This window comes from Oxalobacteraceae sp. CFBP 8761, from assembly GCA_014841595.1.
Taxonomy (GTDB): Bacteria; Pseudomonadota; Gammaproteobacteria; order Burkholderiales; family Burkholderiaceae_D; genus Telluria.
Genome location: JACYUE010000002.1, coordinates 1,027,939 through 1,049,198, shown reverse-complemented (window position 1 = coordinate 1,049,198; position 21,260 = coordinate 1,027,939). Strand labels below are relative to the sequence as shown.

23 protein-coding genes are annotated in these 21,260 nt (G+C 63.0%); 12 read left to right on the top strand and 11 right to left on the bottom strand.

The genetic code is table 11. The features are described 5' to 3' along the window. Positions 1 to 57: 57 nt before the first annotated feature. The 3 genes from IFU00_16970 to IFU00_16960 form a co-directional block, all read right to left on the bottom strand. Positions 58 to 591, bottom strand: coding sequence for a ferritin-like domain-containing protein (locus IFU00_16970; protein MBD8543977.1), 534 nt, complete (start codon positions 589 to 591; stop codon positions 58 to 60). A 38-nt stretch (positions 592 to 629) separates the two neighbouring features. Beyond that, positions 630 to 1,553 (bottom strand): DUF4398 and OmpA-like domain-containing protein, encoded by a 924-nt coding sequence (locus tag IFU00_16965; protein ID MBD8543976.1) that lies wholly within the window; start codon positions 1,551 to 1,553, stop codon positions 630 to 632. Positions 1,554 to 1,655: 102 nt separating this feature from the next. After that, positions 1,656 to 2,045 carry a DUF4398 domain-containing protein gene (locus tag IFU00_16960; protein MBD8543975.1) on the bottom strand — a complete coding sequence of 130 codons (390 nt, stop codon included), beginning with the start codon at positions 2,043 to 2,045 and terminating at the stop codon, positions 1,656 to 1,658. 210 nt (positions 2,046 to 2,255) lie between these two features. Between IFU00_16960 and IFU00_16955 the strand changes: the two genes are divergently transcribed. The 3 genes from IFU00_16955 to IFU00_16945 all read left to right on the top strand — a co-directional run bounded on the left by IFU00_16955 (position 2,256) and on the right by IFU00_16945 (position 5,013). Continuing rightward, the gene (locus IFU00_16955; GenBank protein ID MBD8543974.1) at positions 2,256 to 4,325 is read left to right on the top strand and encodes an AsmA family protein; all 2,070 of its coding nucleotides are present in this window, start codon (positions 2,256 to 2,258) and stop codon (positions 4,323 to 4,325) included. 119 nt (positions 4,326 to 4,444) lie between these two features. Then, positions 4,445 to 4,771 carry a BON domain-containing protein gene (locus IFU00_16950; protein MBD8543973.1) on the top strand — a complete coding sequence of 109 codons (327 nt, stop codon included), beginning with the start codon at positions 4,445 to 4,447 and terminating at the stop codon, positions 4,769 to 4,771. A gap of 20 nt (positions 4,772 to 4,791) precedes the next feature. Then, positions 4,792 to 5,013 carry a glycine zipper 2TM domain-containing protein gene (locus IFU00_16945; GenBank protein ID MBD8543972.1) on the top strand — a complete coding sequence of 74 codons (222 nt, stop codon included), beginning with the start codon at positions 4,792 to 4,794 and terminating at the stop codon, positions 5,011 to 5,013. 101 nt (positions 5,014 to 5,114) lie between these two features. Here the strand turns inward: IFU00_16945 and IFU00_16940 are convergent, their stop codons facing one another. After that, positions 5,115 to 5,843, bottom strand: a complete 729-nt coding sequence (locus tag IFU00_16940) for a Crp/Fnr family transcriptional regulator (protein MBD8543971.1) — start codon at positions 5,841 to 5,843, stop codon at positions 5,115 to 5,117. Positions 5,844 to 6,028: 185 nt separating this feature from the next. Between IFU00_16940 and IFU00_16935 the strand changes: the two genes are divergently transcribed. The 4 genes from IFU00_16935 to IFU00_16920 all read left to right on the top strand — a co-directional run bounded on the left by IFU00_16935 (position 6,029) and on the right by IFU00_16920 (position 8,134). Beyond that, a complete protein-coding gene (locus tag IFU00_16935; protein MBD8543970.1) occupies positions 6,029 to 6,727 on the top strand; it encodes a glycine zipper 2TM domain-containing protein in 699 nt (232 codons plus the stop codon). A 172-nt stretch (positions 6,728 to 6,899) separates the two neighbouring features. Beyond that, entirely contained in the window at positions 6,900 to 7,124 is a 225-nt protein-coding gene (locus IFU00_16930) for a hypothetical protein (GenBank protein MBD8543969.1), read from the top strand. An 86-nt stretch (positions 7,125 to 7,210) separates the two neighbouring features. Beyond that, entirely contained in the window at positions 7,211 to 7,357 is a 147-nt protein-coding gene (locus IFU00_16925; protein MBD8543968.1) for a lmo0937 family membrane protein, read from the top strand. 108 nt (positions 7,358 to 7,465) lie between these two features. Next, positions 7,466 to 8,134, top strand: coding sequence for an OmpA family protein (locus IFU00_16920; protein ID MBD8543967.1), 669 nt, complete (start codon positions 7,466 to 7,468; stop codon positions 8,132 to 8,134). A 71-nt stretch (positions 8,135 to 8,205) separates the two neighbouring features. Here IFU00_16920 and IFU00_16915 read toward each other — a convergent pair whose 3' ends face one another. Further along, the gene (locus tag IFU00_16915; protein MBD8543966.1) at positions 8,206 to 9,042 is read right to left on the bottom strand and encodes a branched-chain amino acid aminotransferase; all 837 of its coding nucleotides are present in this window, start codon (positions 9,040 to 9,042) and stop codon (positions 8,206 to 8,208) included. A 196-nt stretch (positions 9,043 to 9,238) separates the two neighbouring features. Between IFU00_16915 and IFU00_16910 the strand changes: the two genes are divergently transcribed. Then, positions 9,239 to 11,443, top strand: coding sequence for a site-specific recombinase (locus tag IFU00_16910; GenBank protein MBD8543965.1), 2,205 nt, complete (start codon positions 9,239 to 9,241; stop codon positions 11,441 to 11,443). Further along, positions 11,440 to 12,828 carry a cardiolipin synthase gene (gene cls / locus IFU00_16905; GenBank protein MBD8543964.1) on the top strand — a complete coding sequence of 463 codons (1,389 nt, stop codon included), beginning with the start codon at positions 11,440 to 11,442 and terminating at the stop codon, positions 12,826 to 12,828. The genes IFU00_16910 and cls overlap by 4 nt, the downstream gene beginning before the upstream one ends. 17 nt (positions 12,829 to 12,845) lie before the next feature. Here cls and IFU00_16900 read toward each other — a convergent pair whose 3' ends face one another. Then, the gene (locus tag IFU00_16900; protein ID MBD8543963.1) at positions 12,846 to 13,682 is read right to left on the bottom strand and encodes a metallophosphoesterase; all 837 of its coding nucleotides are present in this window, start codon (positions 13,680 to 13,682) and stop codon (positions 12,846 to 12,848) included. An 11-nt stretch (positions 13,683 to 13,693) separates the two neighbouring features. Beyond that, a complete protein-coding gene (locus IFU00_16895) occupies positions 13,694 to 14,443 on the bottom strand; it encodes a phosphatase PAP2 family protein (GenBank protein ID MBD8543962.1) in 750 nt (249 codons plus the stop codon). 140 nt (positions 14,444 to 14,583) lie between these two features. Between IFU00_16895 and IFU00_16890 the strand changes: the two genes are divergently transcribed. The 3 genes from IFU00_16890 (at position 14,584) to IFU00_16880 (ending at position 17,140) form a co-directional block, all read left to right on the top strand. After that, positions 14,584 to 14,796, top strand: coding sequence for a hypothetical protein (locus tag IFU00_16890; protein MBD8543961.1), 213 nt, complete (start codon positions 14,584 to 14,586; stop codon positions 14,794 to 14,796). Positions 14,797 to 14,906: 110 nt separating this feature from the next. Next, positions 14,907 to 15,908 carry a sulfate ABC transporter substrate-binding protein gene (locus IFU00_16885; protein MBD8543960.1) on the top strand — a complete coding sequence of 334 codons (1,002 nt, stop codon included), beginning with the start codon at positions 14,907 to 14,909 and terminating at the stop codon, positions 15,906 to 15,908. A 209-nt stretch (positions 15,909 to 16,117) separates the two neighbouring features. Next, positions 16,118 to 17,140 carry an SDR family oxidoreductase gene (locus IFU00_16880; protein MBD8543959.1) on the top strand — a complete coding sequence of 341 codons (1,023 nt, stop codon included), beginning with the start codon at positions 16,118 to 16,120 and terminating at the stop codon, positions 17,138 to 17,140. Here the strand turns inward: IFU00_16880 and IFU00_16875 are convergent. From IFU00_16875 to IFU00_16860, 4 genes are all read right to left on the bottom strand, one after another. Then, entirely contained in the window at positions 17,102 to 17,536 is a 435-nt protein-coding gene (locus IFU00_16875; GenBank protein MBD8543958.1) for a hypothetical protein, read from the bottom strand. The two genes, IFU00_16880 and IFU00_16875, sit on opposite strands and share 39 nt — an antisense overlap. 99 nt (positions 17,537 to 17,635) lie before the next feature. Continuing rightward, positions 17,636 to 18,613, bottom strand: a complete 978-nt coding sequence (locus IFU00_16870) for a porin (GenBank protein ID MBD8543957.1) — start codon at positions 18,611 to 18,613, stop codon at positions 17,636 to 17,638. 130 nt (positions 18,614 to 18,743) lie between these two features. Next, the gene (locus IFU00_16865; protein MBD8543956.1) at positions 18,744 to 19,475 is read right to left on the bottom strand and encodes a helix-turn-helix domain-containing protein; all 732 of its coding nucleotides are present in this window, start codon (positions 19,473 to 19,475) and stop codon (positions 18,744 to 18,746) included. Positions 19,476 to 19,530: 55 nt separating this feature from the next. Beyond that, positions 19,531 to 21,228, bottom strand: a complete 1,698-nt coding sequence (locus IFU00_16860) for a GGDEF domain-containing protein (protein ID MBD8543955.1) — start codon at positions 21,226 to 21,228, stop codon at positions 19,531 to 19,533. Between the last annotated feature and the right edge of the window lie 32 nt (positions 21,229 to 21,260).

The window sequence follows — 21,260 nt, the reverse complement described above, 5'->3', positions numbered from 1 at the left end:
CTGTCACTAATCAATCATTGAAACTGACCCGCCGCGCGGGGCGGGTCACCGTCAGGCTCAGGCCATCAGGTCGCGCATGTCGTCGGCGTGTTCTTCTTCGACGGCCATGATTTCCACCAGCATGTTGCGGGTGGTTGGATCCTTGTCGCCGATCGCCACGATCATCTGGCGATACGATTCGATCGCCACACGTTCGGCGATCAGGTCGGCGCGGACCATGTCCTGCGCGTTCTCCGACGCATCGTATTCGGCGTGGCTGCGGGCAGCGAAGGTGGCCGGGTTGAAATCTGGCGAACCGTTCAGTTGCACGATGCGTTCGGCGATGCGGTCGGCATGTTCCTGCTCTTGCTGCGCGTGCTCGAGGAACTCGGCCTTGATCTGGCCGGTGCCCGGACCGCTGACGGTGTAGTAATGGCGCTTGTAGCGCATGACGCACAGCAGTTCGGTGGCCAGTGCATCGTTCAGCATTGCGATGACCGCTTCACGGTCGGCCTGATAGCCCTCGGTGACGGCGCCGTCGTCGAGGTTGGCGGCTGCCTTGCGGATTGCGGAGACATCAAAGCCGTGGCCGAGGTTGTTGGTTTGTTCCATTGTCATTCCTTAATTCAAAGTCGGTTCAAAAAATATGTTCAACGCGCTGCTGCGCGTGGCGGAATGGCTGCGCCTTCGTTCGACAGAACGATTTCGACGCGACGATTCTGCTGACGGCTTGCTGCGCTGTCATTCGATGCAACAGGGAAGGCTTCGCCGTAGGCGCGCATCGCAATGCGCTCGCGTGGCACGCCCTGGCCGGCCAGTGCGGTCGCGACAGCGGCGGCGCGGCGTTCGGACAGTTGCTGGTTGTGGCTCTCGCTGCCGGTGCTGTCGGTGAAACCTTCGATCAGCACGGTGCGGTTCGGGTTCTGGGCCATGACGTCGGCCAGTTTGCGCAGCGTCGAAACGCCATTCGCATTCAGCACGGCCTGGTCGGTCGCAAACAGGACGTCGCCGATCGTGACGACAAAGCCGCGTTCGGTTTTCACGGCCTGCAGGTCGACCAGCAGCGCTTCGAGCTTGGCAGCGCGTTCGGCCATCGCAGCCGTTTCAGCCTGCGCTGCCTGTGCCTGCATCTGGGCTTGCTGTGCCTGACCCTGGGCCTGCTGGGCAGCAGCCTGGGCGGCTTCAGCCTCGCGCTTGGCGCGATCGGCTTCGGCGGTGCGGGCATCCAGGCGGACCATGTCGCGCTGACGCGTTGCGTCGGCGATATTTGCTTCGGCGGCCTTGCCCTTGGCAACTTCTTGCGCCGTGGCGATGCGCTGCTTGGCGACATAGGCCAGACGGTCGATGTCGCTCAGGCTTTCGCGGCGGGCAGCAGCCTGGTTGGCCTGGTCGAGGGCTTCGCTGGCTTGCTTGAATTCGAGCGGTGCGTAGGTCGAGACCTGCGAATTATTGTTGGCGCTGACAAAGTCGGCGCGTGCCTGGTCGAGCGTCGGCGTGGTCATCGGTGCACTGGCGCAGGCAGCGGCCAGCACGGCGGCGGCCAGGATCGATACGGCGGATTTGCGGTTTTTCATGTTGTTATTCCTTTTATTTTCCATATGCGCCGGATCGTCGGCGCGAACTCCTGTCTGCATCAGACAGGAAGCAGTGCAATTGATTGCTGAGTTTTTTTGACCTTAGTTGGTGTTGGCGCGATCAACTTCTTCGCGCAGCACGCGCAAGTCTTCATTCAGGCGGGTCGATGCAGCAGTCGCCTTGCTCGATACGGCCTTGCTCTGGGCCAGTTTGGCGTCGGCCTGGGCCTGGACTGCCAGTTCGCGTGCCAGCTTGTAGTCGCGCGCGGCCAGGGCCTGGTTGGCCTTGCCCATCTTTTCGCGTGCCGCCGTGATTTCCGCTGGCGCCAGGTCAGCTGCACCTGCCGACACGGCGTTCTCGATCGCGTTGCGCGAGACTGCCACGTCCGCCGTCGCAGGCGCCTTGTCAGGACTTGCGCAGGCCGTCAGTGCCAGCAGAGCGGCAACGCAGCCAAGGCGGGCAAACCCGGTCATCGATTGATGTTTATTCATTACATTTTCTCCTCGGAAGTGGTGTAGATAACGTTATAAACCTGTTATGGAATACGCTCAGTTCGGTGACGCACATTGCCTGCAGCGATGCGCACCCGCTCTGCATATGGCGCTTATCGCCGGCACTGGGTGCGCCATCGCACGTTGACACAGACCCGCGTAGGCTACCCTCGCCGCACGCATCACATCCACTACTGATAAAGGACTTTCATGGCCGAGCCAACGCCGCTGGCGGCGCAGCGCCCACCGGGGCCGCGCCGCAGCAAGAAGAAGATCGGCCTCTGGGTCCTTGCCGTGCTGATCGCCCTGCCCGTCATCGCCATCATCGTCATCGCGACCTTCGACTGGAACCGCGCGCGGCCGTGGATCAACAACAAGGTAAGCGACGCCATCGACCGCCCGTTTGCCATCCATGGCGACCTGACTGTCTCGTGGGAGCGCCCTGCCGCGCGGATGGCGCCGGCCGAGCGCACGTGGCGCGACCACATCCCGTGGCCCTACCTTGTCGCGCGCAACACCACGATTGGCAACCCGGCCGGCATGGCAGCCGGGAACATGGCCAGCGTCGGTCAGTTTTCCTTCTCGCTCGATCCGCTCGCGCTGCTGGACAAGCGCATCGGCATCCCGCTGCTGCGCTTCGACGCGCCCCGCGTCGACCTGCTGCGCCTTGACGCGGCCACGAACAACTGGACCTTCCAGCGCAACGAGCAACCGTCGCGCTGGAATCTCGATCTCGAACGCGTCGTGCTGACGGACGGCGTCATTCACGTCAAGGATGCGGTCACCAAAGCCGATGTCACGGCCCGGGTGCGCACGCTCGAGCGCGATCCAATCTATGGCGCGGCCTTCACGCTCGATGGCACGTATAACGGGGCCAAGGTAGACGGCGGGGGCAAGCTCGGCTCGGTGTTTTCGCTGAAGGACGAGACCGCGCCCTACCCGATCCAGGGCGAATTCAAATCGGGCAAGACGCGCATCGCCATTACCGGCACCGTTACCAATCCGGCCCGGCTTGCCGCGCTGGACGTGCAACTCGAACTGGCCGGCGCCAGCATGGCGCGCCTGTATCAATTTACCGGCGTGCTGCTGCCGGAAACGCCGGCGTTTTCCACGTCGGGCCGCCTGACCGGGCGCCTGGCCAAGGGTGCCAGCCGCTGGGTCTACGACGGCTTTGCCGGCAAGGTTGGCACGAGCGACATCGGCGGGCGCCTCGAGTACGCCACCGGTGGTGCGCGTCCGGTGTTGTCGGGCAATGTACGTTCGCGCCAGCTCGTGTTTGCCGATCTGGCGCCCCTCGTCGGCGCCGATTCGAACGCCAGCAAGGCAGCGCGCGGCGTCGAGACGAAACAGCCGACCGGAAAGGTGTTGCCAGTGGAAGAATTCCACACCGAGCGCTGGACAGCGCTGGATGCCGACGTGCGCTTTGCGGCGGACAATATCGTGCGTGACAAGGCGCTGCCGATCAGCAAGCTCAACAGTCACATCAAGATGGACAACGGCGTGCTCCGGCTCGATCCCCTTGAGTTCGGCATGGCCGGCGGTACCGTGCGCACCACCATTCGCCTCGATGGCAGCGGGCGCAGCGGCAAGAACGCCATCAAGGCGATGGCAGACGTACGGGCCCGCAAGATCGGCATCAAGCAGTTGTTCCCGAAAATCGAACAGATGCAGGCGACGGCCGGGCAGATCAATGCGGACGCCAAGCTGTCGGCCACCGGCAACTCGGTCGCATCGCTGCTGGCCACATCCAATGGCGAACTCAAGGCGCTCGTCAGCGAAGGCACGGTGAGCAAGATGCTGCTGGAAATGGCTGGCTTGAATGTGGCGAACATCGTGGTCACCAAGCTGTTCGGCGACAAGCAGGTCGAGCTTAACTGCGTGGCGGCCGACTTCGCCATTCAGGACGGTATCGCGCGAACGCGCAGCTTCATCGTCGACACCGAGGAAGCCATCATCACCGTTGACGGCGCCATCAATCTGGCGGGCGAGCAGATGGAACTGCGTATCCGGCCCGAAACCAAGGCGCTGCGCATCTTTTCGCTGCGCGCGCCACTGTATGTGCGCGGCCCGTTCAGCAAGCCGGATGTGGCCATCGATAAGGGCGTGCTGGCAATGAAGGCAGGCGGCGCCGCAGCACTGGCCGTGGTGGCCGCGCCACTGGCCGCCCTGCTCCCCTTGATCAATACGGGGCCGGGCGAAGACAGCGATTGCGCACGCCTGCTGTCCCAGGCGCGGCAAGCACCCAGTGCCCCGCCACCGGGCCGACGCCAGCGTCGTTGAAATAGCCTGACGGATACAACCTGTAACAACCTGGCACGGGCTCTGTGTGTTGCCGAACAGATCAATTTGGCAATCCTGACTATGATCAGTGCCAGGTCATCAAGAAAAGAAACACCCGCATGAACGGATCGAGCATCAAGCGTGTTGGCAGCATCCCCGTTTTACTGGTCGCAGTGGCCTGTGGAGCACTGACGGGATGCACGTCCGGATTACCCGGTTTCGGCAAGGTCGAAGCTGTCCAGGACGATGTCATTACTGCCGGGGTGCACAGCGCCATCAGGCGCGATCCCGACCTGAAGGTGTCCGATCTGGATGTCAATACGTACCAAGGCATTGTCCGGTTGCAGGGATTCGTCTCTTCGGCCGACAGCGTCGCCGCAGCGGCTTCAGCCGCGCGAACCGTCAACGGCGTGAAATCGGTCAGGAATGACCTGCGCCTGAAATAACCCCATCAAAGGAGAACTTCATGAAACTCATCAAAAACCTGGTAGTGACGGCAACCCTGGCGACCGCCGCTTTCGGTATGGTCGGCTGCTCGAACATGTCGAAGCAAGACCGTAACACCGCAGTCGGCGCTGGCGCCGGTGCTGTTCTCGGTGGCGTCCTGACCGGCGGCAGCGCAATCGGCACCGTTGGCGGCGCAGCTGTCGGCGGCGTGGTCGGCAACCAAGTCAAGACCACCAACTGATTCCCGTCGCTGGCAACCATGCCAGCGACAGTTCAGTGAATGCAAAACGCCCGGCTTGCCGGGCGTTTTGCATTGGGACGATGCGCTTTCGCGCTGAAAATTCAGACGGTATCGGTAGCCGGCGCAGCCCCGGCTTCACGCACGATCTGGTAGCAGGTACATGCCGCTGCCGCGAGGCGTTCCGGGTCGAGGATCTCGATATTGCCCCGGCTGTAGTTGATCAGGCCCTGCTGCTGCAACGCGCTGGCCGCCTTGGTCACGCCCACCCGGCGCACACCCAATGCATGCGCGAGAAACTCGTGCGTCAGATGGAATTTATCCGACTGCAGACGGTCGCGCGTGACGAGGAGTGACCGGGCCAGCCGCGCCTCGAGCACGTGAAAGCGGCTGCACACGGCGATCTGGATCGCCTGCGCCAGCAAGGAGTCGGTGTAGCGATACAGTACCCGCTGCAATGCAGGATTGCGCGAGACTTCAAGGCGAAAGCGGCCGCCTTCCATCCGGCTCGCGCTACCCGCGCGCTGCACGACGGCGCGCACCTGCGTGATGTCGTGGCCCAGCGCGGTGGTAGCGCCAAGCATCCCTTCACGCCCGACCTGGCCGACCTCGAGCGTCATGCGCCCTTCGGCCACGCCCAGCAGTGACACCAGGCAATCGTGGGGGAAATAGATATGAAGAATGGGATCACCCGCTTCGCACAGGACCTGGCCAGCTTCTACCCTGACCTCGTCGAGCTGCGGCAGCATCTGGGCGAGATCTTGCGGAGGAAGCGCTGCGAGTAACAAATTACTGTTGGGCTCGAAGACAGGCGGGTGGACGGCAGAATTCATTATTTCCTCACAGGTTGGTACGTGGGCCAGCCGGGACCGCTACGACCAGTTACATTTGCACACAATGTGATGGAGCCTAAACGCACCGGGTGCGCAGGTATGTACGGTGACGCACGGAAGCATTAGTTGTTCCTGAGGACAATCATTGAACATCCGGCTTAATGCCTATACGAAAGGAACAAAAGATGACAACCCCTCCAACCATGCCGGTCAAGAACCGCACCCACCCGCTGCTGCTGCTGGCCGCCGCCGCTGTCGTGCTGTTCTCGCTGGTCGGCACCGCCGCCATCATGGGCTGGCTGCCGTCGTCGGTCGGCGGCACGGCCAATCGTCAGCTGACCGAGGCCGATCGCCTGGCACTCGCGTCGACCCTGCCACAAGGTGCGCCGCAAGCTGGCTACGCCTACCCTGCCGACGCCCAGGCGCCGGCGCAAGCCTATGCGCCTGCGCCGGCTCCCGTACCTGCACCGGCACCTGTAAAACAAGCTGCGCCTGTGACGCAGATCAAGGAAAGCGAGCCGACCCAGTTGGCAGCAAAGAGCAACTGGTGCGAAAACTGCGGCAACGTGGAATCGGTACGCGCGATCAAGCAACGTGCCGAAGGCAGTGGTCTGGGCGCAGCCGGTGGCGCCGTCCTCGGCGGCTTGCTGGGTAACCAGATCGGTGGCGGCAATGGCAAGACGCTGGCCACCGCGGCTGGCGCCATCGGCGGCGCCGTGGTCGGCAACCAGGTCGAGGGCAATGTGAAGGCAACGACCAGCTATGAAATCCGGGTTCGCCTGGACGACGGCACGCTGCGTACCTTCCGCCAGACCAGCCAGCCACAATGGGGCAGCGGTGACCGCGTGCGCATCGTCAAGGGCCGTCTGCGCTCGGTGGCATAACCAAGAATCAGCTTTTTTGCAGCAACACCATTGGCCGGGATCGCGCAAGCATCCCGGCCAATTTTTTTCCTAATTGCAATGTGTGCCATCGCACGGAATTATTGATGAGCTAAGGCGACAATTGTTCCCATGCTGAATCGATTGGCGAACAGCATCAATCAGGGAGACCCACATGACCACCTTGACCTGGATCGGCATCATTATTTGGGGAATCGTACTCACTTTGTTCGGCCTGCTGTCGGCCAGCCCGGCGCCTGCTGCGCAAGAACTGGTGCAGGCCCACGATGTCGTCTTCCTGATCGCTGGTGGCCTGTTGACGTGCCTGATCGGCTTTACCGGCCTGATCGGGATGATGGGCTGGATCCCAGGCGTGCAAAAACAAAAAAGTTGCGTTTAATGTACGCCATCGTACGGTAGTCGCTCTCAGGAAACAACATACTGGTCTCACAGCGCAACCGGCGCACCCCTTCTAGGAGATTCATCATGCTGTACACAATTGCTGTTGTCCTCGTTATTCTCTGGCTGCTCGGCTTGGTGACCTCGTACACCATCGGCGGTTTCATCCACATCCTGCTCGTCGTCGCCGTCATCATGATCCTGGTTCGCCTGATCAGCGGCCGCGGTATATAGCATTTTTATGGCAAGTCTCTGCTTGTCGTAAAATCCAATCCGTTTCGCGGTCGCGCCTTTTGATGGTGTGACAGCGAAACGGATTTCTTACTTTTAAGGAGTTCCACCATGAACAAAAACTTCATCAAAACCACCGCAGCAGTTGCCATCGTCGTCATGACGGCCACCGGTTGCGCAGACATGACCGGCACCCAGCGCGGTACCGCAACCGGCGCCGGCATCGGCGCAGGCCTGGGCGGCCTGATCGGCGGCACGACCAGCGGCGGTGGCGGCGGCCGTGTGGCTGGCGGCGCAGCGATTGGCGCAGCAGCCGGCGCCGTGATCGGCAATATCTGGTCCAAGCGCATGGAACAGCAAAAACAAGCCATGGAACAAGCGACCCAGGGCACCGGCGTGCAAGTCACCCAGACCTCGGATAACCGCCTGAAGCTGGAAATCCCGAGCGACATCTCGTTCGACACGGGCCGCTCGGACATCAAGGGCAACTTCCAGCCAGTGCTGCAGCGCTTCGCTTCGACGCTGCAAGAAAACCCGAACACCAATGTCGTGATCATCGGCCACACCGACAGCACCGGCAGCGACAGCATCAACCAGCCATTGTCGGTCGATCGCGCATCGCGCACCCGTGACTACCTCGCAGGCCGCGGCGTGAACCCGAACCGCATCACCATCGAAGGCCGCGGTTCGCGCGAGCCAATCGCCTCGAACAACGACAACGCAGGCAAGGCGCGCAACCGTCGCGTCGAGATCTATGTCGCGGAACCAGCACGCGGCTAATCGCCACGTGCGGTAGCAATGCAAAAGGCCGGCAATTGCCGGCCTTTGTTATTGGCACAGACCAGGACCGGTTACGCGGCCTGCGTGAATGCCAGATACAGCTCGCGCGCCTGAGTCGCCACCGGCCCGGCTTCCAGCACGTGGTCTTCATAGCGGGTGCATGGCGTGACCTTGCCATAGTTACCGGTGCTGAAGATTTCACGCGCCGTGCGCAGTTCGGCCTCTTCGACCGTGCGTTCTTCGACCTCGATGCCCACACCGGCCAGCAGCGCCATCACGCGCGCACGCGTAATGCCTGCGAGGAAGGTACCGTTCAAGCGGGGCGTGACCACCTTGCCGTCGGCTGTGACCAGAAACAGGTTCGAGGCGCCAAATTCGGCGACATGGCCTTCGCCGTCCAGCATGATCGCCTGCTCAAAGCCGCGCGCCTTCACTTCGCGCATGGCGCGGGTCGAGTTGGCGTACAGGGCCGACGCCTTGGCGTCCGTCGGCGCCATGCTCGGCTGGGGACGCCGCATCGTCGACAGGCCTGCCGAAAAGCCGACGAACGGCGGCAGCGGCGCATCGAACAGGGTCAGCGCGAACTGGCTTTTCTCGGCCACCGGAATCAGGAAGCCTTCCGTCCCAAACACGAGCGGGCGCACATACAGCTCGGCATCCGGCGCAAACCTGGCGACGCCTTCGCGCACCAGCGCCTCCATCTCGTCCACGCTCAGGGGGCAGGCCAGGCCCAGCTTGTCGGCGGAGCTGATGACGCGCTCGAGGTGCGGCCGCAGATCGGGCAGCTTGCCGGCAAGCGAACGCGCGCCGTCGAAGACGGACGAACCCAGCCACAGGCTGTGGTCCATCGCGCCATACAAGGGCACATTGCCCTCGGCCCATTGGCCGTTGAAATACGTGAGGTACATGGTTTCCTTCGTCACTGCAACATTGCAAATTCAGTCCAGTGTAGCGGGATTGCCCTGCCCTCGTCCAGCCATCACCATTGCCAGTTCGGGCATTAAAAGTGCCATGCAGACATTTCCAGGACGTTATTGTTCGTTGCCACACCATCCATGCTGGGCGCCTCGCGTACACTGAGGCTTTCCAGTATCAATTTTTTTCATGCTTGCTACGCTCGAACGAATCGACCCCAACAGTGACAACATCGACCTGCTGGTCGAGTTGGTGTGCCATCTGCGCCCGCGCCAGCGCTGGGTATGGCAAACCGTGGACGATCCGGCCCAGTCCGTGCGCACGCTGACCCAGCTCCTCAAGGGCAATCCCGACCAGGCCTGGGCCCTGCGCCGCTACATCACCACGCTGCTTGAAAAGCGCCGCCACACCAGTCTGTACAGCGACATCGGCATCCTGTCGAACGATGGTTTTGTCACCGAGCTGAAAAGCCGTATCACGTACCGTTTCCTGCCGCCTGCACTGGAAGACCTGTACCTGTCCGATGCACTTGATCAGGTGCTGTACCGCCAGGACGATTACGCGTGGATCCGCGCGGTGCCCGATACCGACTGGATGGCGCTGTTCCATGTGATCGAAAGCGCGCCGGTCCCGGCCGATGCGAATCCCGGCCGCGCGCGCGTGGTCACGCTCAAGGGCCTGCTCGATGCGATCCGCACGCTATCGTGCCGCGTCTGCGCGCTGGGCCTGGAGCCGCGCCTGGTGCACAGCTACAGCCAGATCGAGAACTTCGATTCACCGTTCCTGATGCAGAACATCGAGGTCAACCGGTACCTCGACGAATACGCGCGCTACCTGAACGGCGACATCCCGCGTCCGGACGACGCACGCCACCTGCTCGTGATGCTCGACCAGTGCGAAGACGTGGTGCTCAAGATCCGGCGCCTGGCGCTGAGCAGCGGCACCAGCATCGCCCTGACCTACCTGCTGGTCGCGCTGCAGCAAAGTATCGACCGTCTGCAAAAGCTGCTGTTCCTGGTGGACGTGCCCGACGTGGCCACGAACGCCGGCACGGCTGACGCGCAAGCCGCCACCCAGGGCGTGCTGACCGCCATGGCAGCCGGGACCCCGCAGCTTGCCGGCGTGGCCGCATCGGCCGTCACGCCCCCCCCCCAAGGCAATCTCGCCGTCGTGACGGACACCGACCCGCCGCCGCCCGTTTTGACTGCGCGCGAGCGCGCCGTGATCGAGCTGGCCGAAGAACTCATCGAAGCGCACAACACCAAGTACCAGGTGACGAACCTGGTGCGCGACAACGTCGACCTTCTGGCGCGCAATGTCACCGAAAACGCCAGCCGCACCGGCGAGCACTACATCGCCGAAGACCGCAAGGGCTTGCGCAAGATGCTGTGGTCGTCGTCCGGCGCCGGCTTCATCGTCGGCTTCATGGCGCTGCTCAAGATTCTGCTGGGCTACCTGCACTCGCCGCCGCTGGTCCAGGCCTTTTTGTTCAGCATGAATTACTCGTTCGGCTTCGTGCTGATCCACATGCTGCACTTTACCGTCGCAACCAAGCAGCCGGCCATGACGGCCCAGCGCATCGCGGCCTCGCTGCACCGCTCGGCGACCGGGCGCGGCCTCGACGTCGACCGGCTCGCTGAGCTCGTCAATAAAGTGTTCCGCACCCAGATGGTGGCGGTGCTTGGCAACGTGCTGGTCGCGTTTCCGGTGGCCTGGGCCATCGCCGAGGGCGTGCGCTGGTACCGGGGCGAGCATCTGGTCGACCCGATCAAGGCGCTGCACCTGCTCAACGAGATCGATCCCGTCAACAGCCCGGCCCTGTTCTATGCAGCGGTGGCGGGTGTCTGGCTGTTCGTGGCCGGCCTGGTATCGGGCTACTACGACAACAAGGCCCTGTACACCCGCATGGGCCAGCGTGTCCAGCAATTGCGCGGCCTGCGCACGCTGCTGGGTCCGGCACGGCTGGCGCGCCTGGGCGCGTATGTCGAGAACAACCTCGGTGGCCTGATGGGTAACTTCTTCTTCGGTATTTTGCTCGGCACCACGGGCACGGTCGGCTTCCTCCTGGGCCTGCCGATCGACATTCGTCACATCACATTCTCGGCCGCCAACTTCGCGACCGCGCTGGTGGCGCTCGACTACCAGATGACCGTGCCGCAGCTCATCAACGCGACGGCCGGTGTGCTGCTGATCGGCACGGTCAACCTCTTGGTCAGCTTCGGCCTGGCGTTGTGGGTTGCGCTGCGCGCACGCAAGATTCGCTTCAAGCGCGGCATCCTGCTGGTGCAGGCACTGGGCCGCCGCTTTGCGTATTCGCCGGTGGAATTTTTCCTCGGCCCCAAGCACCGCCAACTGGCGCCCCCTGATGCAGAACCCGTACGAGGATCAAAATGATCAAACAGCGCTTCGCCGCCTGGTGTGCCATCGCCGCTCTCGCCTGCGCGGTCACGGCCTGCAAGTCACTGCCCGATGCCAGCACCATGACCGGAGGGCCTGACCAGTCGACGCCGACGGTCACGACGCAGCATGGCGAACTCAAGCAGAAACAGGCGGCAGCGCTGCTCAAGCGGCGCTGGGCCCGCGCGTCGACCGACCTCAAGGCGCTGGCGGTGCTGGAAGAACAGGCCACCGGGGTGCCGATGATTGCCGGTAATGCGGTCACACTGCTGTTCGACGGCCCGGCGACAATGCGCGCGATGATGGAAGCGGCGCGCGGGGCCAAAAAATCGATCAACCTGGAAACCTATATCTTTGACCATGACGAGATTGGGGCGCAGTTTGCCGAAATCCTGATGCAGAAACGCAGCGAAGGCGTGGTGGTCAATATCATGGTCGACGGGGTCGGCACGCTGTCGACACCGAAGGAATTTTTCGACCGGCTGCGCCAGGCGGGCGTGAACGTGCTGGTCTTCAATCCGGTGGACCCGACCAAGCGCCCTGGCAAATGGGCGCTGAACAACCGCGACCACCGCAAGATCATGATCGTCGACGGCCTCGTGGCCTTTACCGGCGGCATCAACATCAGCAGCACCTACGCCAACAGCTCGCTGTTCCGTTCCAAGAAGCGTCCGGACGACGTGAGCCACGACAAGGTTGGCTGGCGCGATACGCACATCAAGATCCAGGGGCCCGCCGTGGGCGCGCTGCAGTGGGCATTCATCGACAACTGGGTGCACCAGGATGCCGGCGAATTGCCGCAGATCGATTACTTTCCGCAACTGGCGCCAGCGGGCGACAAGGTGGTGCGGGTGCTGGCCACGTCGCCAGAGCATGATTCGGCCATCTACAAGTCGCTCGTCGTCGCCATTGGCGAATCGAAGAAATCGATCCATTTGACGGCTGCGTACTTCGTGCCGGACCGCCAGATCGTCGACGGCCTGATCGCTGCGGCCAAGCGTGGCGTGGACGTGCAGCTCGTGCTGCCGGGCGTGTCCGACCACGGCTTCATCCGGCATGCGGGCGAATCGTTCTACGAAGAGCTGCTCGCGGGCGGCGTGCGCATCCACCAGTTACAGGTCGCCGTCCTGCATGCCAAGACCACGGTGATCGATGGCATGTGGTCATCCATCGGCTCAGCCAATATCGACCGCCGCAGTTTCATCCACAACTACGAGGTCAATGTGGTCGTGCTGGATCCGGCCTTCGGGCGCGAGATGGAGGCGGCGTTCAAGGAAGACGTCGTGCATTCGAAGGAAATCAAGCTCGACGCCTGGAAGCGGCGGCCATGGTCGGACCGCCTGCGCGAAGCGATGGCGCGCCTGACCGAATACTGGATCTGATCGCGCCTGGCGGGGCCTCAGAGCCCCGCTGCCAGCATGCCGTCGGTGTGCGGCGACCAGACGCTGCCGGCCTGCATGAACTTTTCGGTGTTGACCACTTCAAACTTGCCGCCCACCGCGTCCCAGCCGTAGCGGTCGATGTCGACCCGCTGCGCGTCCACCCGCACCACATTGAATGAATTGACTTCGCCGCGCCCGCGCGTCGAGGTCGCCGTGCCGGCCTGGATCACCAGCGCCGCATAGGCATCGATCTGGTAGCGCGCCGCCGTGCTGCCGGCGTGGCTGGCGTGCATGTGTCCGGCCATCAGGATATCGACACCGGTTTCGGCAAACACTTCCATCGCCAGCGGCGCGCGCACGACCAGGTCGCGTTTTTCGAAGTGATCGGGCAAGTCGAACGGGTGGTGCGTGACGACGATACGCGTGACATCGGGGCTCAGGCCGCTCAGGCGCTCGCGCAGCGCAGCGATCTGCTCGTGGCTGACGCGCCCGTCCTTGATAGTCAGCGAACGGGCCGTGTTGACACCCACGACGGCGATCTCGTCATCGATGAAGACCGGCTCGAGATCGTCGGTGATATAGCGGCGATAGCGCGACAGCGGCCGGGCAAAACGGCGCAGCACGTTATACAGCGAAATATCATGGTTGCCCGGCACGACGATCTGCGGCCCGGGCAGCGAATCGAGAAACGCGCGCGCCTCTTCGAATTCTTCCACCTTGGCACGCTGGGTCAGGTCGCCCGAAATGACGACGACGTCGGCCGCGATGCTGTGCACGAGCTCGCGCAACGGGCCCAGCAGGGCCTGGTCGACGCGACCGAAGTGCAGGTCGGACAGGTGAACGAGAGTGCGCATCGAAAAATTCCTTACATGTCTTGGGGTGAGGCCGCACCGGACTGGCGCTGTTCACGGGCCCTGCGGCGGCGATTGAGGGTGGCGGTGCCGCTGATGCAGATCGCGAGCCAGCCGCAGCCCTCCGTCAGTGCGGCGAGGATGTCGGTGAGATAGTGCGCGCCGAGATACATGCGCGAAAACGCCACGGCGCCAATCATCAGGGCTGCCAGCACGAACGGCAGCACCCTGCCCGGCCATGTCTGGGCGCGGCGCGCGAAATAGCAGGCCAGCACGCCATACAGGACGGTGGCGGCCATCGTGTGCCCGCTGGGAAAACTGTAGGTGGTCAGCGTGACGATCGGCTCGTCGAAGTGCGGCCGGGCACGCTCGAACGTGTGCTTGAGCGCGACGTTGAGCAGCATTCCACCCGGCACGCTGGCGATGACTGCCATCGTCCAGTAACGGTGACCACTGCGATACAGCCACAGCGCCGCGCAGAAGGCAATGATGAGGATCCCTGGCGTACTGTGAATGTGGGTGATGAGCAGGAGCCCATCACGCAAGAGCCCGCCCTGGCGCGCGTGCAGGTGCAGCCAGTTGGCGATGTCGGCGTCGAACTGCGTGATCGGCGCGCCGGCCACGACGGCGCCGGCAAGCTGGGCGAACACGGCCATTGCAGCGAGCAGCAGGGCCACGCCGATGGTCAGGTGCAGCCCGTATTCGCCCTCGGCAGAGAAGCGGTTGGCGGCAAAGCGCTGGAGGCGTGGCAGTGTTTTGGTCATGATGACGCGATTATGACTGACTTGGCGAAAATACCACACACGACAAAAACTACTGTATGCCCGAACAGTAACTGTTGATTCATACAGTAGTTATGGTATTCTTACTTCACTGCATAACCACTCGATACGAGGAAACGAACATGACCACGCTCAATAGCTCTTTTGGTATGGAACACGCCCCGACCCCTTTCATGGTCCGCATTGGCCGTCGCGAAATCCTGGTGACCCGCGACTTCCGCAAGCGTTTCTACGCCGTGAATCCGGTTATCGAGTGCGATACGGGCGTCGAAGCCGGCCACGTTGAGATCCTGCTGTTCCGTCGCTGGCTGGTCATCCTGTCCAAGGCAAACTGAGCCGCACCCGTGCCGGCGCAGAAATCGTATAAGGTTGCTTGAATTTATTCGTTTTCTTTCTATAGCCCGAGACCGTACTCTACTGTCTCTAACCTGGAGAAAGACACTCGATGCTTCGCAAAACCTTCATCAGCTCGCTGGCAGCCCTGACCCTCCTGGCGCACGCGCCTGCATTTGCCGCCGACATCAGCCTGCTCAACGTATCGTATGATCCGACGCGCGAGCTGTACCACGAGTTCGATGCGGCATTTGCCAAGCACTGGAAAGCAAAGACCGGCGACAACGTCACGATCAAGCAGTCGCATGGCGGCTCGGGCAAGCAGGCGCGCTCGGTGATCGACGGCCTGCAGGCCGATGTCGTCACCCTCGCGCTGGCCTACGACATCGACGCGATCCGCGACAAGGGCCTGATCAATCCGGGCTGGGAACAAAAGCTCAAATACCGCAGCGCGCCGTACACGTCGACCATCGTGTTCCTGGTGCGCAAGGGCAATCCGAAGCAGATCCGTGACTGGGGTGACCTCGTCAAACCGGGCATCTCGGTGATCACGCCGAACCCCAAGACGTCCGGCGGCGCACGCTGGAACCACCTGGCGGCCTATGGCTACGCGCTGCGCCAGCCGGGCGGTACCGACGCCAAGGCGCGCGACTATCTGGCGCGCCTGTACAAGAACGTGCCGGTGCTCGATTCGGGTGCCCGCGGCGCCACCACCACGTTCGTCGAGCGTGGCATCGGCGACGTGCTGCTGGCCTGGGAAAACGAGGCACTGCTGGCGCTGCGTGAACTCGGCCCGGACAAATTCGAGATCGTCGCGCCATCGGTCAGCATCCTGGCCGAGCCGCCAGTGGCCGTCGTCGACAAGACCGTCGACAAGCGCGGCACGCGGCCGGTGGCGCAGGCTTACGTCGAGTTTTTATACGGCGACCAGGGCCAGGACATCATCGCCAAGAACTACTACCGCCCTTCGGTCGAGAAATTTGCCAAGAAATACGCGTCGCAATTTCCGCAGATCAAGCTATTCCAGATCAGCGATTTTGGCGGCTGGACCGTGGCGCAGAAAACCCACTTTGCCGATGGCGGTGTGTTCGATCAGATTTACTCCAAGAAATAACCTTGCGCCTGCCCGGACCTGTGCTTGCGCAGTCCTCGTGAAACGCCGTTCCCGCATCGTGTGGGAACGGCGTTTTTCGTTAGCGGGCGACTGCCAGCACCGCCCCGTCACCCGCGCGCCACGTTTTCTCTTGAAATATCACTATGAAACACGAAGTGATCATTTCACTAACACCTTCCTCGACCAAATCAAAGAAAAAAGGATCATCCATGTCAGTCAAACTGAAGAAAATCAACGAGCAAGTCATCGTCATCACGGGCGCCACCAGCGGCATCGGCCTGACCACGGCGCGCATGGCTGCCGAACGCGGCGCCAAACTGGTGCTGGCGGCACGCGCCGACGATGCCCTCGCCCACCTGGCTGAAGAACTGACCACGAACGGCGCCGAGGTCGTCACCGTCACGGCGGACGTGGGCAATATCGACGATGTGGCGCGTATCGGCGACGCCGCCATCGAGCGCTTTGGCCGTATCGACACCTGGATCAACAATGCGGGGATCTCGATCTTTGGCCGGATGGAAGATGTGGCGCCCGAAGACCACCACCGCCTGTTCCAAACCAACTTCTGGGGCGTGGTCAATGGCTCTATGGAAGCGGTCAAGCGCATGAAGCTGCGCGGCGGCGGCGCGCTGATCAACCTGGGCAGCGAGCTGTCAGACCATGCGATTCCGCTGCAAGGCATGTACGCGGCGTCCAAGCACGCCGTGAAGGGCTTCACGGATGCGCTGCGCATCGAACTGGACAAGGAAGGCGCACCGATGTCGGTCACGCTGATCAAGCCGACCGGGATCGACACGATGTTTGCCGTGCACGCGAAAAATTATATGGACAAGGAACCGAAGCTGCCGGCGCCGGTCTACGCGCCAGAAATCGTTGCTGATGCGATCTTGTATGCGGCCCAGCACCCGAAGCGCGACGTGTTCGTCGGCGGTGCGGCCAAGATGAATTCGACGGGAGCACGCTTGCTGCCGCGCGTGTTCGACAAATTCCTGCAGGCGACGATGTTTGTGAACCAGAAGCTGGACGTCGACACCGACCCAAGCCGGCGCGACGCCCTGCACAAGCCCGACTACACGCGTGAATTGCGCGAGCGCCAGGGCTCGCCACATCACGTGATCGAGCACAGCGAATACACGGCGGCAGCGCTGCGCTCGAAATATATCAACGCTGCCCTGTTGGGCAGCGGTGCCTTGTTAGCGGCTTACGTCCTGACCCGGCGGAAGACTCGTTAAGAAGTCGGTGTCATCCTCGTTCAGTGGCAGATCGGGGATCGACTCGATGCGGTCGGTGTCGATGTCGGCGCCGTCCCTGACAACCGCGTCGCGGCCAGCTGCGGCGCGTTCACCCGTGCCGCTGCGATCGCTGTCGCCCGAGAAATCGGCGTCGCCGACATCCGGCCCGGCCGTTTCACCTGCGTGACCGGCTTCGAGGTCGGACGTGGTGCCGCCGTCGAAATCGAGCGTCTGCTCAGGATCGATATTGCTGGCAAAGCCAGGACCGCCCACGACATCGCTGCCGGTATCCGACAAGTCGCTCGGGCCGAGTGCGTCGACGCCATGGCCCTTGCCCAGGCTGCGGTCTGGTGCTTCTGGGAAGTTATCCGGATCAAGTGTGCTGGTACCAGTCATAAGGTCTCCTCAATAGTTAATGAACCATGGAGATACATTACTGAATTTTGCCGATTCCTGTCGCAACGCAGGGCCGGCGCACGAACGGACACGCTGTGATCAGAACGCGCGTCGCATCCCGACGTTGAGCGACGAGCCATTGCTCGGCTTGACGCCCAGATGCACGCCAGCCAGATGCTGAATGCGCGAATACGCAGCGTAGAAATCCATGCGGCGCGAGACGGCGTAGCTGGCGCCGACGGCGACCTGGCGCGCATCGCGGTTGGACAGGTCGCGGTCGTTGCGCCGGATGTAGGAGGCCAGCAGCGTGGTCGAATGGCTCATGGGCACCGCCACCCCGGCGAGCACGTCGCGGCTGTTGGTGGAACGTGTGGCGGCCACACCGGCGCTGTAGGGATTATCGGGATTGAACAGCGGCGAGCTGCCCCAGCCGCGGCTGGCACTGTAGGCGGCATACGCCGTGCCCCAGTCAAAGCGCATATTGGCGGCAACGATGGAATTCTTGGCGGCCATCGTGATGTCGACCTGGTCGTAGCGCGTGACCTTGGCCACATTGCGGTTCTGGTGGGCTGCGCGAATCGTCAGTGGCCCGAGATTGACGCCGACCGACATGCCCCAGGCGCGGCCCGAGGGCGAACCGTCGACGTCGCCCTTGCCCCACTTGGCGCCGGTCGACACGCCAGCAAGCTTGCCTTCGTAAGCGACGCTGTCGTCGGCGCGTGCGCCACGTGGCGCAGCCTGGGCGGCAAGGCCACCGTGGAACGGGTCGCCCACGTCATTGAGCGTCGTGTAGTCGATATTGAATTGCCGGCCAACGGTCAGCGTGCCGGCGCCGACGTGCCCGGTGGTTGGCTCGGGCTCGACGGCAGATTCGCGGGTGAAGACGGCATTGCCGGCTGGTGAAGTCACCCCATCGGCGCGCGCGCCCAGCTGGAGTTGGGCGAGGCAATCTTGCGCGCACACGGTTTCAGGGATCGCAACATTACCCGCGCCCCTTGCGGTGGCCACCGACTCCTGTGCCGAAGCACATACCGCACTCGAACCCAGCACGGCCATAGCGATGAAAGACATTTTCATGGCGTCACAATCTCCCTGACACCTACTATCCGCGAAATGTCGCGAACCCATCTGTCTATTACTTCACATTACTTTGCAGAAGCGGCGACTTCCGCTCCGGCACTGTGCAGCACGTGCAACCGATCATACTCTACCGGCGCAGGCACGCAAAGCCTGCTGGCTCCCATTCGCGCAGGGCAAGCAGCAAGCCGGTACCACGCCGCTGCGCCAGCGGCGCGGCCAGGCTTTCGTCGTGCAATTGCGCAAAGCGGCTGCGCAACTGGCGCAGCTCCTGCTGCAGCTTGGCGCGTGCGCTTTCGGTCAGCATCCCATGCGCAAAATCGAGCGACTCGCCCACCCCGCCGAACGCGCCAGCCACAAATTCGGGCAAGCCCTGCTCGCGGAAATACGCACGGATCGGGCCATCCGGCAGCCAGTCGAAATCGCGCGCCACGTTCACACGGATACGGTTGCCCGGCAAGAGCGAGATCAGTTGCAGGCGATCGAGATGGAGCAGGTGCTGCACGCATTGTGCTTCGGTCAGGGCATAGGCGCCAAGGATGTCGAGCATGCGCCAGTGGTTCAGCGCGCAGACGGCGACGAGCAACAGCTTCGGATCCGACACCAGCTCGGCTTCCTGCCCGGCGCTGAGCGTGCGCAGGCGGCGCTGGCCGGCCTGGGCTTCCTGCGTGATCTCGGCCAGCGTGAAGCCGAGCAGGCTGCAGATTTCGACGATCCGGTCGAGGGTAAATTGCTCGCTGGCGAACAGGCGCTTGACGCTCGGCTCGGACAAGTCGAGCGCGACGGCAACGTCACGGTAGGTCAGCCCCTGCAGTTTCAGCTGACGCTTGATGGTGGCGATGATCTGGCTGATTTGGTTCATGGAGGCTACTGGCAATCGCAAAGGACAACTTGGGGCGTAAAGGCCAGCCTGCGCCTCATATTGGTACGGCAGCCAGCGCCACCGCATTCTTGCCGCCGCGCTTGGCGGCGTACATGGCATGGTCGGCGCGCGCCAGCCAGGCATCGAGATCGGGCTTGTCGCCCGGCGCGAAGACCGCGACGCCAATGCTGGCGCCCACGGTGACGTCGGTGGTGCTGAGCTGATACGGCTCGCGCACGCGGTCGAGCAGCTTCCAGGCAGTTTCCTCGGCATCAGTGCGCGAGGTCAGCATTTCCAGCACGACGACAAATTCGTCACCCGCCAGGCGCGCGACCATATCGGTCATGCGAATCGCACCGGCAAGGCGCGCGCCGAACTGGCGCAGCAGCTCGTCGCCTTCTTCGTGACCGTGGTTGTCATTGACCGCCTTGAAGCCATCCATGTCGATGAACAGCAACGCCGCCGGACGCCCGCCCCGGCTGGCGCGGCCCATCGCCTCGGGCAGCGTTTCGAGCAGTGCCCGCCGGTTCGGCAACCCCGTCAGCACGTCGCGCAGCAGCAGCGCCTGCAGTTCCGCCGTGCGCTGCGCCACCTTCGATTCCAGATGTTCATTCATCTGCTGCAGGGCGCGCCGGTATTGCTCTTCGCTCTCGACCAGGTTGCGCATCGTGCGCGACAGCATATTGGCTTCGTAGAAGCCCTGGATATGCGGAATCGTCGGCAACTCGTGACCGCTGGCAGTCGCTTCGGTCACCCGCTCGATCGCCTCGCCCAAGCGCGTCATCGGACGCGCCAGGCGCTGTGCCAGCAAGGCTGCGACCACAGCGAGCACCACGCCCAGCAAGCCGCTCCACATCAGCATCCGGTGCTGCAGCAGCTTGGCGCTCTGCAAGGCCTTGTCTTCATCCTGGCGCACCAGCACCGCCCAGTTCAGCGACGCCTGGTTGCCGATCTGGCCCGTCTGGCTGTAGCCGGTGAGATAGGTACGCCCATCGGGCCACGCTTCGCGCAGCGCGCCCGTGTCGCCCAGCCTGGCGCGGCGCAGGCTTTCCGTTGAAATCTTTTTCTCGACCAGTTCTTGCGGGCCAAGCATGACCGTCCCGTCATTGCGCACGACCAGGATCTCGGCGCCATATTCGCGCAGTGCCGGGGTCAGAAGCTTGCGCGCCTGGCGCCGCGCCCAGTCCCAGCTCAGGTGCAGGCCGAGCACGGCGAACATCTCGCCGTCATGGCTGAAGACGGGCGTGGAGACATCGACGAAGCGCCATGGATCGCTACCATGGGGCATGAGCTTTTCAAGCATGACGGCAGGATGGTAATCGGTAGCGCGCACGCCCACCTGGCCGGACTTGAACCACGGCCGGGCGCTGACGTCCGCGCCTTCAAGCAGGCCCTTGGTCGAGGCAGTGACCTTGCCGTTGATGTCGGCCAGGCCGATCCAGGCGTAATCGGGGAACGTTTGCTGCAGACTTTCCAGCGCAATGCGCGCGGACGCCGGACTGCGTGCATTGCGCACTTGCGGCAAGGCGGCCAGCAGGCGGGCGTCGCCCGTGGCCTGCTCGACGACGCGATTGAGCGAATCGCGCATTTGCCATGACAGCTGTTGCAGGCGCAACTGGGCTTCAGCATTGGCCTGGCGCACCGCAAAATGATTGACCACCGCGAGCAGCAGAGCGACCGTCAGTGCCACCGTGGCGCACACGGCCAGGGTCATCAGGGTGGACAGTCGAAATCTACAGAGCAAACCTTGCATGTGCGGTATTAGCAAACGAGTAATAGCTCATC